At 69.3% G+C, this 13,727-nt stretch carries 1 protein-coding gene; it reads left to right on the top strand.

Going from position 1 to position 13,727, the window contains the following annotated elements; translation table 11 throughout:
• Positions 1-745: 745 nt before the first annotated feature.
• Positions 746-13,690 carry an SDR family NAD(P)-dependent oxidoreductase gene (locus ACIRRA_RS05685; protein WP_402763518.1) on the top strand — a complete coding sequence of 4,315 codons (12,945 nt, stop codon included), beginning with the start codon at positions 746-748 and terminating at the stop codon, positions 13,688-13,690.
• Positions 13,691-13,727: the final 37 nt, after the last annotated feature.

Genomic DNA, 13,727 nt, shown 5'->3' on the forward strand with positions numbered 1-13,727 from the left:
GACGACAGTCGTTTCTGCGGTCTGTGCGAGCACGACCGATTGGCTTCGGACACCGTGCGGGGTGGCCGCGGCGCGGGGCCGGTGGCATTGCGGTCGGCGGTTCTACACCGGTTGCTGTCAGCCGGGAGACCGGTCGGTAATCGAGGTTGCCATCGCGCGATCCTGCCATCGGATCCGGAGTCCTGTCAGGCCGGTAGTTCTCGGGGCATCGCATGCGACGCGGCGGTCGATCGAGGTGAGAGACGTTGGAGCGGTGTAGGTCTCGCGATACGCGAACGTAACCGTTATGGGGTTACTGAATGGTTGACAAGGTTGAGAACATACAAATACTGTTCAGTAACGATGAATCATGCTGTTCGAAAGCCCCAGTATGCACGCCTCAATCGGGGTGTCCTCAGGTAGAGATTCAGTCCTCAGCATCGCTCGCTGATCAATCGCGACTGCGCCCGGTCGCACAGCCGGGACGGTCCTGCCCGGCTCGCGCCATCCCCGCGGGCCGGGGTCGCCCACGGCGCGAACGCGGCGCCGCACGGGCTCCCCACTGTTCCGCGAGCAACGAAATCTGTTGTGCCGAAGCAGTAATCGTCTTGGTCGACCTAGTTGCGGGCTATCTGGTCGGCAGGTGAATCGTTGGTTTCGCGCAATGCCGGTCGGGGTAGAAGTACGAAACTTGCCGGTCGGTCTTTACGGCCGTCCGGCGGCGGATGAGGTCGCGGAGTGTGTGCGCCCTGAGGAAGGATGTTCGGTGACCGGTTCGGCCGGCGAGGTTTCCGAGGCACGACGAATCCCGCTCGCGGACTGCGGGTTACGGCGGCGGGTCGCGTTCGTTTTCCCCGGTAATGGCAGCCAGTGGGACGGCATGGCGCTGGGGCTGCTGGACGCGGACGAGTCTTTCGCGGAGTCGATCGCGGACTGCGAAGCGGCGCTTGCGCCGTATGTGGGCTGGTCGCTGACGGCGGTGCTGCGCGGTGAATCCGATGCGCCCGCGCTGGATCGGGTGGACGTGGTGCAGCCGGCGCTGTTCGCGGTGATGGTGTCGCTGGCGCGGATGTGGCGGGCCGCCGGGGTGGAACCGGATGTGGTGATAGGTCATTCGCACGGTGAGGTCGCCGCCGCGCATATCGCCGGTGGTCTGTCGCTGTCGGATGCGGCGCGGGTGGTGGCGCTGCGGTCGCGGGCGCTCGCGGCTGAGCTGGCCGGTCACGGCGGTATGGCCGCGGTCGGGCTCGACGCCGAGGCGGTTCGGGAACGGCTTGCGGCGGAGGGGAATCGGCTGTCGCTGGCGGCGGTGAACGGGCCCGCGAACTGCGTGGTCTCCGGTGAGGTCGACGCGGTGGAGGAGTTCATCACCGACTGCGCCCATGACGGAGTGTGGGCGCGGCGGGTGGCGATCGACTACGCATCGCATTCGAAGGCCGTCGAGGCGATTCGCGATCGGCTGCTCGCGGACCTGGCCGCGATCCACCCGAGCTCGGGTGCGGTGCCGTTCTTTTCGACGGTCGTCGCCGCCCCCGTGGACACCGCGGAACTGGACGCCGAGTACTGGTATCGGGCCGAGAGGCAACCTATTCGATTCGCCGATGCGGTGACCGCGTTGATCGCCGACGGTGTCACGACATTCGTCGAGGTGAGTCCGCACCCGGTGCTCGCCCTGAGCATCGGCCAGACCGCCGAGGCGGCCGGTGCGGAGGTGGTCGTCGTGGAATCGCTGCGTCGCGGCGAAGGCGGCCCGGAACGGTTCCTCGCGTCGCTGACCCAAGTGGTCGAGCCCGGCGAGATCCAGCCCGACAATCCGCTGTCCCGGGCCTTGCTGGCGACCCCCGAATACCAGCGCGACACGGTCGTTCTCGATCTCGTTCGCGAACACGCCGCCGCGGTATCCGGCCACGAGTCGGCCAGATCGATCGACCCCGGCCTGCCGTTCACCGAGTTCGGCATCGATTCCGCCACCGCGGTGGAGCTGCGGAACCAACTGGTCCGCGCGACCGGCGTGTCACTGCCGATATCGCTCATTTTCGACCACCCGACCCCGAAGGCCGTGGCGGCACTGCTGCGCGCCCGGGCCGAAGGCGCCGACCGTGGCCCGCACCGGGTCTCGCGGCGCACGAGCGCCGACGAACCCATTGCCATCGTCGGCATCGGCGCGCGTTTCCCCGGCGGGGTGCGCTCGGCCGAGGAGCTGTGGGAGCTGGTGGACGCGGGCCGCGACGTGATCGGTGAATTCCCCACCGACCGCGGCTGGGACCTGGACCGGCTGTTCGACCCGGATCCCTCGAAACCGGGCACGGTCTACATGCGCCACGGCGGATTCCTCAGCGACGCGGGCGATTTCGACCCCGGCTTCTTCGGCATCAGTCCGCGCGAAGCCTCGGCGATGGACCCGCAGCAACGACTGTGGCTCGAAACCTCATGGGAGGCCCTCGAAGACGCGGGCATCGACCCGATGTCGTTGCGCGGCAGCGATACCGGCGTGTTCGTGGGCGCATGTTCGTCGGGATACTCCCGGCGGGTGACCGGTGAGCTGGAGGGCTACCGGCTCACCGGCACCTCGCACAGCGTCATCTCCGGCCGCGTCGCCTACGTGTTCGGCCTGGAAGGGCCAGCGGTCACGGTCGATACGGCGTGTTCGTCTTCGCTGGTGGCGCTGCATCTGGCGTGCCAGGCGTTGCGCGCGGGCGACAGTTCGCTGGCGCTCGCCGGTGGCGTGACCATCGCGGCCAGCCCGTACCTGTACGTCGACTTCGCCCGCCAGCGTGGCCTGTCGCCGGACGGCCGGTGCAAGGCGTTCTCAGCTGATGCCGACGGGGTGGGCTGGTCCGAGGGCTCGGGCGTGCTCGTGCTGGAACGGCTTTCGGACGCGCGCCGCAACGGCCACCAGGTCCTGGCCGTCGTGCGCGGCAGCGCGGTGAATCAGGACGGCGCGAGCAATGGACTGACCGCGCCGAACGGCCCGGCGCAAGAGCGGGTGATCGCCCAGGCGCTGGCCAATGCCGGAATCTCGGCGCTCGAGGTGGATGCCGTGGAGGCCCACGGGACCGGAACCAGCCTCGGCGATCCGATCGAGGCGCACGCGTTGATCGCCGCCTACGGCCGGGATCGCGGTGGGCGGGCACCGGTGCGGATCGGTTCCCTGAAATCGAATATCGGTCACGCGGTGGCCGCCGCCGGTGTGGCGGGTGTGATCAAGATGGTGCAGGCCATGCGGCACGAGCGGTTGCCGCGCACCCTGCATGCCGAAACGCCGTCACCGCATGTGGATTGGTCCGCGGGGGCGGTGCGGCTGCTGACCGAAGCCGAACCGTGGGTCGCGGGCGAGCGGCCGCGCCGGGCCGGCGTGTCGTCGTTCGGGATCAGCGGCACCAATGCGCATGTGATTCTCGAGGAGGCGCCCGTCGCACCGGTGGCAGCTGCCGAAGACGGTGCGGGGCAGTCGAATATCACCGCCCCGCTGCTGGTGTCGGGCAAAGGTGAGGCGGCGTTGCGCGCGCAGGCCGCGCGCCTGCATGCCTGGTTGTCGCAGCGACCGGAGATCGATATCGCCGATGCCGCATACGCGCTGGCGACCTCGCGGGCGCAATGGGATGCGCGCGGTGTGATCCTCGGTCGTGACCGCGACGAATTGCTCGCACGGCTGGCGACTCTCGCCGAGTCCGGGACCGGAGCCGGTGTGGTCGACGGCGTCGCTCGCTCGACGCGGACCGCCTTCCTGTTCACCGGCCAGGGCGCGCAGCGCATCGGCATGGGCGCCGAGCTGTACGAGGCGTTCTCGGTATTCGCGGAGGCGCTGGATTCGGTCTGCGTCCGGTTCGACCCGCTGCTGGGATGCTCGCTGCGTGAACTCATGTTCGGCGGCGGCGCCGGTGCCGCCGTGCTCGATCGGACCGAATTCACCCAGCCCGCATTGTTCGCCTTCGAAGTGGCGCTGTATCGCCTGCTGGAGTCCTTCGGGGTGACCCCGGACGTGCTGATCGGCCATTCGATCGGCGAACTGGCCGCCGCGCACCTCGCGGGCCTGTGGTCGCTCGAGGACGCGTGCCGATTGGTCGCGGCGCGGGGGCGTCTCATGGGTGTGTTGCCCGAGGGCGGCGCGATGCTGGCCATCGGCGCCCCCGAATCCGAGGTGAACGAGGCAGTCGGCCGCTATCCCGGTCGAGTGTCGATCGCCGCGGTGAATGCTCCTGCCGCGCTGGTCGTCTCGGGTGACCCGGACGCGATCGCCGAGATCGAGGCCGACTTCGCCGAGCGTGGCGCGAAGACGTCGCGACTGCGGGTCAGCCATGCGTTCCACTCGCATCGGATGGACCCGATGCTGGCCGAATTCGAGTCGGTCGCAGCGGGATTGACGTATCACCGGCCGCGCCTGCCGGTGGTGTCGAACGTGTCCGGGCGGCTGGCCGGGGACGAGATGCTCGAGCCCGCCTACTGGGTTCGGCAGGTGCGGGATGCGGTGCGATTCGCGCTCGGCATCGAGACACTGCTCGCCTCGGGCGTGCGCCGGTTCCTGGAGGTCGGCCCCGACGCGGTGCTGGCGACGATGACCCGCCAGATCCTGCCGGACGACACGGAGTCGGTGGTGGCGGCGGCCGCACGCCGGGATCACGACGAGCCTCAGCAGATCCTGACCCTGCTGGCACACGCGCACACCTCCGGTGTGAACGTGGACTGGAAGCCGCTGTTCGGTCAGCGGCCGATTCGGCGAGTTCTCCTGCCCACGTACGCCTTCCAGCGCCAGCGCTTCTGGCTGCCGCCGCGTGCCGAAGCCGCCGAGGGCCTCGGCCACAAGCTGCTGACCGGGGTGGTGCCGGTCGCCGGGAAGGACGAATTCGTTTTCACCGGGCGGTTCTCGCTGGCAAGCGACCCGTGGATCGCCGACCACATGACCTACGGCACCGTCGTGCTGCCGAGCGCGGCCCTGGTCGAATTCCTGCTGGCCGCGGGCGACCGGATCGATTGCGGAGTCGTCGAGGAACTGACTCTGGAGGCTCCGATCCCGCCGTCGGCGGACGGCGAGGTCGAACTCCAAGTCGCAGTGGGGGAGCCGGACCCGGCCGGCCGACGGCAGTTCAGCTTCCACTTCCGGCAGTCGGGCCGTCGATCAGGTGAATGGCTGCGCAATGCCAGCGGTGTCCTCGCTCCCGCGTGGGACGGCGGCGATGTGCTGCTGGACCGATTGCAGGACGAGGCCTGGCCGCCCGCTGACGCCGAAACCCTTGATCCGGCGTGGATTCCCGAGCGGATCGCACAAGCCACGGGACTCGAGTACGGTCCGGCCCTGATCGGCATCGATGCCGCGTGGCGGCGTGGCGAAACCGTATTCTCCGAGATCACCCTGAACACCGCCGCCGCGATCGAACCGCAGCGATTCGATCTGCATCCGGCCCTGCTGGACCTGGTGATGCACGCCGGGCTGGCCGGACTCCTGTGGACCGATCAGGACGGCGACCCGGATATGGGCCGGTTGCTGTTCCGCTGGGGCGGCGTGCGCCTGCATCGCCCGCTGGGCAGGGCGACAACGCTGCGGGTCCTCGCCGTGGTGCGCGGACCGGAGGCGATTTCCCTTGCGGCCATCGATGATTCGGGTCAGCCGGTGGTCTCCGTCGACGCGGTCGTCATGCGGCCCTTCGATGTGAAGCAACTGCGCGGCGCGCTGGCCGACGATACCGCCGACCTCTACGAGATCCACTGGACGCCCATCTCGTCGAGCGTTGCTGAAATCGCTGCCGCGGAACAGATTCCAGATGTCGTCTGGTCCCCGGGGCAGGACGCCACCGACGACCCGGCGGTTGTTCGCGGCCATGTGGAAACGGCGCTCACCACGGTCCAGGAGTGGCTGGCCGAAGAGCGTTCGGCCGACAGCCGATTGGTCGTGGTGACCGCGAATGGCGCTGCGCTGCCGGGTGAATCACCGGACCTCGCCGCGGCGGCTGTCTGGGGTTTGCTGCGTAGCGCGCAATCGGAGTATCCGGGACGGTTCGTTCTCGTCGACTCCGATCCATCTGTGCCCCTGGATGATCCGGCACTGATCGGTGCGGTGCTCGCGACCGGCGAACCGCAGGTCGCGGTGCGATCCGGTGCGTTGCTGGTTCCCCGGCTGGCGAAAGCACGTTTGGCAAGCGAGGTCGAGGCCGGGTTCGGCACCGGTACGATCCTCATCACCGGCGGCACCGGTGGCCTCGGTGCACTGATGGCACGTCACCTGGTCGAGGCGCACGGAGTCCGCCACCTGCTGCTGGCGTCCCGGCGTGGCGAATCCGCCTACGGCGTCGGGGAATTGGTGTCCGAGCTGTCGGAGGCGGGCGCGACCGTCCGCGTGGCGGCCTGCGATGTGAGCGATCGGGACGCCCTGCGCGCCCTGCTCGATTCGATCGCCGCCGACCACCCGTTGACCGGCGTGATCCACGCGGCGGGCGTCCTCGACGACGGCACCCTCGCGGGCCTGACCGCCGAGCAGCTGCGGCGCGTCTTCGACTCGAAAGCCACTGCCGCGCAACATCTGCACGACCTCACCCGTGACCGTGACCTGTCCGCTTTCGTGCTGTTCTCGTCCATCGCGGCGACGATCGGGTCGGCGGGACAGGGCAACTACGCTGCGTCCAACGCCTTCCTCGACGCGCTGGCCCACCGTCGTCGCGCCGCCGGGCTGTCCGCGACCGCGCTGGCCTGGGGGCCCTGGAACACCGCCGGCGGCATGACCGGAACCCTGGACCGCAGCGCCCTGGCCCGCTGGGAACGGCTCGGCCTGCATCCGATCGCCCATGACGCGGGTCTGCGGCTGTTCGACCAGGCCACCGGCAGCACCGCCGCTCACCTGGCGGCGATCCGGTTCGACCCGGCGCAGCTGCGACGCGAGGCCCGCGATGGCGCGGCACCGGCTGTGCTGCGCGGCTTCCTGCCCCGTACCGCCGATCGGACTGCGGCACAGTCGAGTTCGCTGGCCGCGCGGCTGAGCCGAGTCGCTGAGGCCCAGCGTGCCGAGGTCGTGCTCGACCTGGTTCGTGAACACGCCGCGGCGGTGCTCGGGCACACTTCCATCGAGGACATCAGTCCCACCGAGCGATTCGACGCCCTGGGCTTCGACTCCCTCGGCGGGGTCGAATTCCGCAACAGGCTCTCCAAGGCGACCGGTGTCGGGCTGCCGTCCACCCTGGTCTTCGACCACCCCACCGCCGCGGCCGTGGCCACCTTCCTGCTCGCCACGATCCAGGGCACCGATTCCGCTCCGAAGACGACGCGCGCACCGCGCCGAGCCCGCGCGGACGAACCCATCGCGATCGTGGGCATGGCCTGCCGGTACCCCGGCGGCGTCGAATCGACGGACGCCCTCTGGGATCTGGTCGCCTCCGGAACCGACGCGACCGGTGACTTCCCCGCCGATCGCGGCTGGGATCTCGAGCGACTGTTCGACCCGGACCCGGGCAAGCCCGGGACCGTCTATACCCGGCGCGGTGGATTCCTCTACGACGCAGGCGATTTCGATCCCGGCTTCTTCGGCATCGGCCCGCGCGAGGCGACCGCGATGGATCCGCAGCAACGCCTGCTGCTGGAGGTGTCGTGGGAGGCCCTCGAACACGCGGGACTCGACCCGACCTCGTTGCGCGGCAGCGACACCGGTGTCTACACCGGCGTCATGTACCAGGACTACGAGGCGGTGACGGGCAAGGCCGGACCCGAGGTCGAGGGCTATCTCCTGACCGGCGGCCTGGGCAGTGTGGCCTCCGGGCGGGTGGCCTACGCGCTGGGTCTGGAAGGCCCGGCGATGACCGTGGACACCGCCTGTTCGTCGTCGCTGGTGGCACTGCATCTGGCCTGCCAGGCCCTGCGGCAGGGCGAAAGCTCGCTGGCCTTGGTCGGCGGCGCGACGGTGATGGCGACTCCGATGGTGTTCCAGGAGTTCTCGCGGCAACGCGGCCTGGCGCGCGACGGTCGCTGCAAGTCGTTCTCGGCCGCCGCCGACGGTGTCGCCTGGTCCGAGGGCGCGGCGGTACTGGTGGTCGAACGCCTCTCGGATGCCCGCCGGTTGGGCCACGACGTGCTGGCCGTGGTGCGCGGCAGCGCGATCAACCAGGACGGTGCCAGCAATGGCCTGACCGCGCCGAACGGACCCGCACAGCAGCGGGTGATCGAGGCGGCCCTGGCGAATGCCGGACTGTCCGCGCGGGATGTGGATGTGGTCGAAGCACACGGAACCGGAACGGCACTGGGCGATCCGATCGAGGCGCAGGCATTGATCGCCACCTACGGACGTGACCGCACGGGAGAACCGCTCGAGCTCGGCTCGCTCAAATCGAATATCGGCCACTCCCAGGCTGCCGCCGGGGTCGGCGGCGTGATCAAGATGGTGCAGGCGCTGCGGCACCGGATGCTGCCCAAGACCTTGCACGTGGATTCGCTGTCGCCGCACGTGGATTGGTCGGCGGGCACGATCCGGGTATTGACCGAGGCCCGTGCCTGGCCGACCGGTGACCGGGTGCGCCGGGCCGGGGTGTCGTCCTTCGGCATCAGCGGCACCAATGCGCACGTGATCATCGAAGAGGCTCCGGCCCAGCCGGTTCGCGCGACGACCGAGCCCGGCTCGTCCGGGCCGGACCTCGAGGGTGCCGTCGTGCCCTGGCTGGTGTCGGCCAAGTCGGAGGCGGGTCTGCGGGCGCAGGCCGAGCGGCTGCGGGCCTGGTCGTCCGATCGTGTGGAAGCCGATATCTGGTCGGTGGCACGGTCATTGGCGGACTCGCGGGCCTGGCTGGACCACCGGGCGGTGGTCGTCGGCCGCAACCGGGACGAATTGCTGTCGGGCCTGGCCGATCTCGCCGCGAGCGCGCCGGGCGCGACGACTGGGACGGCCGGTTCTGGGAAGACCGCATTCCTGTTCACCGGCCAGGGCGCGCAGCGGGCCGGTATGGGTGCCGGCCTGTACGAGGCGTTCCCGGTGTTCGCGTCCGCGCTCGACGAGGTGTGCGCGACGATCGATCCGCTACTGGGCCGGTCGCTCGAAGACCTCATGTTCACCGACGCCGACAGCGTGTTGGACCGCACCGAATACACCCAACCGGCGCTGTTCGCATTCGAAGTGGCACTGTTCCGGCTGCTCGAATCCTTCGGCATCACACCGGATCTGCTGATCGGCCACTCGATCGGTGAACTCGCGGCCGCGTATGTCGCGGGCGTGTGGTCGCTCGAGGATGTGTGTGCGCTGGTCGTCGCTCGCGGCCGTTTGATGGGCGCATTGCCCACGGGCGGAGCCATGCTCGCGGTCGCGCTGCCCGAATCAGAGGTGGCGGCAACGCTCGCCGCGCACCACGGGCAGGTGTCGCTGGCGGCGGTGAACGGCCCGTCGTCGGTGGTGCTGTCCGGTGCGGCGTCCGTTCTGGACGAGATCGGCGCAGGATTCGCCGGCCAGGGCGTGAAGACCTCCCGACTACGGGTCTCCCACGCCTTCCACTCGGTCCTGATGGAACCGATGCTCGACGAGTTCCGTTCCACCGCAGCCGGATTGACCTACCGTCAGCCATTGCTGCCGATCGTGTCGAATGTGTCGGCCCGGTTGGTGGCCGACGAGCTGACCGAGCCCGAGTACTGGGTCGAGCAGGTCCGGGCAGCCGTCCGGTTCGCGCCGGGAATCGACGCCCTGATCGAGTCGGGCGCGCGGCGATTCGTCGAGATCGGCCCGGACGCGGTACTGGCCGCGATGACCCGGCAATGTGTGGCCGATACTGCGGCCGAGGCGAAATCGACGGTGATCGCGACCGCCCGCCGTGCGATCGATGAGCAGACACAGTTCGTGTCCGCGCTGGCACAGGCTGCTGTCATCGGTGTCGAGGTGGACTGGACGCCGCTCTGGGCCGATCGAGCTACGGATCGGATCACGCTGCCTACGTATGCGTTCCAGCACGAGCGTTACTGGGCACGGACGGTCGACGCACCCGACCTGCGGCAGTCGGGCCTGGACGAGGCGGGACACCCCCTGCTGAGCGCGATGTTGCGGCTGCCCGACTCCGACGAGGTGGTGTTCACCGGGAGGCTGTCGCGGTCCGCTCAGCCTTGGCTGGCCGATCATGCCGTCGCCGGAACCGTGTTGCTACCCGGCGCGGCTCTGGTGGAGCTGGCGCTGCATGCGGGAACGACGGTGGATTGTCCGCTCCTGGCCGAACTGGTCATCGAAGCGCCCCTGCCGATTCCGGCCGCCGCGGCCGTCGACCTGCGCGTTGTTGCGGGCGGGCCGGATTCGACCGGCACCCGGACGGTGTCGGTATTCTCACGGTCCACGGATTCGCACCGCCTTGATGAGAACTCGCCCGACAACCCAGCGGCACAGTGGATCCGCCACGCGACCGCGACGGTCGCAGCCGGGTCTCCCACTCCCCGTGGCGATTCGGCTCTGGCGAGCTGGCCGCCGATGGGCGCGACACCGATCTCGATCGATCACGCCTATGCGGGCTTGACCGAGCGAGGCTACGAGTACGGCCCCGCGTTCCGCGGTCTGACCGCCGTGTGGGAGCACGACGAGGTGGTGTACGCCGAGGTCGTGCTGCCCGAGGCTGCCCGAGCGGGCGGCACAGCATATGGTCTGCACCCGGCCTTGCTGGATTCCGCCCTGCACGCGATCCTGCTGGGCGGCTTGGTGTCCGGCACCCCGGCTGGCGCGATCGCCGTGCCGTTCTCCTGGGAGAACGTGGCCCTGTACGCCACGGGCGCGACCACCCTGCGCGTACGCGTCGCCAAGACCAACTCCGGTCCGGGAGGTGAGCGTTTCGCCGTCTCCCTTGCCGACCCTGCCGGGCTGGCGGTAGCGGAGGTCGAGGCGCTGACGCTACGGACTCTGTCGACCGACTCCCTCGGAGCGGCCGAGCCCCGCGCCGAAAGCGTTGGCTACAAGTTGAACTGGGTCGAGTCGAGCAGGTCCACCGACGACCTTGCGGCAGTACCCGCCTGGAGCGCCGCCGACGATGGCGAGACGGTGACGGTCGGAGCTCACGACGTGACCGTGTTGCGGCTCGACCCGGCTGCTGACCGTCTCGACGAAAGTTCTGCCCGTCATTCCGGCGAAACCGATGTGCCCACGGGGGTGCGGGATCTGGTTACGGGCCTGGCTGCACGGGTGCAGGGACTGCTGGCGGCGGATCGGCGCATTGTCGTGGTGACGCGGCGGGCGGTTGCGGTGCGTTCGCACGAGCGGGTGGATCTGGCCACGGCGGCGGCATGGGGGTTGCTGCGCACGGCGCAGAGCGAGAACCCCGAGCGGATTGTCCTCGTCGACGTCGAGGATTGGGAGTCCTATCGGACGGCTGTGGCGCTGGCCCTGGCCACGGGTGATGAACCGCAGGTGGCGTTGCGGGATGGGAAAATCTGTGTGCCGCGGCTGAACCGGGATGTGTCGAACGCGCTCACGGCACCTGACGCCTCGGCGTGCGCCATGACGTTGCGTGACAAGGGCACATTGAGCGCGGACAACTTCGCTCTCGAAGAGCATCCGGGTGCGTTGGAACCGCTCGCGGCGGGGCAGGTTCGGGTGAGCGTGCGGGCGGTCGGGCTCAACTTCCGGGATGTGTTGATGGCGCTCGGCACCTATCCGGACAAGGCCGGACGACCCGGTGGGGAAGGGGCCGGTGTTGTTCTCGAGGTTGCCTCGGATGTGACCCAATTCGCGGTCGGTGATCGGGTTTTCGGGCTGATCCCGGGTGTCGGGTCGATGGCGGTGGTTGATCGGCGGCTGCTTGCGCCGATGCCGCGCGGGTGGTCGTTCACGCAGGCTGCGGCGATTCCGATCGTGTATGCGACCGCCTACTACGGGCTGGTTGATCTGGCCGCAGCGCAGCCGGGCGAGACTTTGCTGTTGCACGCGGCGACCGGTGGGGTGGGGCTGGCGGCCGTGCAGCTCGCGCGGCATCTGGGGCTTCGGACGCTGGTCACCGCAAGTGAGCCGAAGTGGAATGTGTTGCGCGAGCTCGGATTCGACGACTCCGCCATCGGAAACTCGCGGACGTTGGATTTCGAGCAGAAGTTCCTCGACGCCACCGGCGGACGCGGGGTGGACATCGTCTTGGACTCGCTGGCGGGCGAATTCGTGGACGCCTCGCTGCGGTTGCTGCCGCGCGGTGGGCGATTCGTCGAGATGGGCATGATCGATCGGCGCGATCCGGTCGAGGTGGCCGCCGAGTATGCGGGCGTGGACTACTTCAGCTTCATGCTCATGGAGGCGGGTCCCGCACGGCTGCACGAGATTCTGGGCACGCTGGTCGAGCTGTTCGACGCCGGGGCGCTGACTCCGTACCCGACACTCGCCTGGGATATCCGGCAAGCGCCGGACGCCTACCGATACTTGAGCCAGGCCCGGCACATCGGGAAGAACGTGCTCACCGTGCCGACAACGCTGCGTCCCGAGGGCACCGTGTTGATCACCGGCGGCACCGGAGGATTGGGTGCGGTGGTCGCACGGCACCTGATCACCGAGTACGGCGTGCGCAGGCTGATGCTGGCGGGTAGGCGTGGTCCGGAAACGCCGGGCGCGGCCGAACTCGCCGCCGAGCTGACCGCGCTCGGCGCGCACGTGGACGTGGTCGCATGCGATGCGGCCGACCGCGCCGCCCTGGACGCGATGCTGGCGGGGATCCCGGAGCGGCATCCGCTGACCGCCGTGGTGCATGCGGCGGGCGTGCTGGCCGACGGTCTGCTGTCCACCATGACGCCCGAGCAGATCGCGATGGTGTTGCGGCCCAAGGTGGATGCGGCCTGGAACCTGCACGAGGCGACGAAGGAGCTGGATCTGTCGGCGTTCGTGCTCTACTCCTCGATCGCGGGCGTGATCGGCAATCCCGGTCAGGCCAACTACGCGGCCGCCAATGTCTTCCTGGACGCGCTGGCACACCATCGGCAGGTCTCCGGCCTGCCCGCGACTTCGGTGGCGTGGGGTCCGTGGGAGCAGAGCGGCGGCATGACCAGCACGCTCGGCGCGGCCGACCTCGCCCGGCTGCGCCGGGAAGGTCTGCTGCCGATTGGCGACGAGGAGGGCATGGCGCTGTTCGACGCCGCATTGGCGGGCGGACGGTCGCCGTTCGTTGCGATCCGGGTCGACCCGGCCGCGCTCAGCGAGGCGCAGGAGGTGCGTCCGGTCATGCGCGGCCTGTCGCGGCCCATGGTCCGTCGAGTGGCCGAAACCACCGATGCGCCGACGACGGCGGCGAATGCGTCCGCATCGTTGACAGCGCAACTGCAAGGCCGTGCGACCGCCGACCAGGAACGCGTCCTGCTCGGCGTGATCCGGGCCCAGGCCGCGGCCGTACTGGGACACGCCAATGCCGACTCGATCCCGTCCGACAAGCCGTTCAGCGATATCGGATTCGACTCGCTGGGCGTGATGGAATTCCGCAATCGCCTGAAATCGGCTGTCGGCGTGCAATTGTCGGCGACCGCCATGTTCGACCATCCGACCCCCGAAGCGCTGGCCGGTCACCTGCGCCGAGAACTGGTGCCGGTCGAGGACCCGGCGGAACGCATTGCCGCCGAACTCGATTCGCTCGCGCACCGCTTTGCCACGGTCGAGCTGTCGGCCGTGGACCGCACGGCCATCGCGAGCCGGTTGACCACCCTGCTGCGAGAACTCGAAGGCGGCGGCGACCTCGACTTCGGTGGCGGCGCCGACGGCCTCGACGATGCCGACGACCGCGAGCTGTTCGACTTCATCGACCAAATCAGCTGAAGCGCCCCCGCGACCACCTCAGCTGAGCACACACGAT

The organism is Nocardia sp. NPDC101769 (assembly GCF_044766925.1).
GTDB lineage: Bacteria > Actinomycetota > Actinomycetes > Mycobacteriales > Mycobacteriaceae > Nocardia.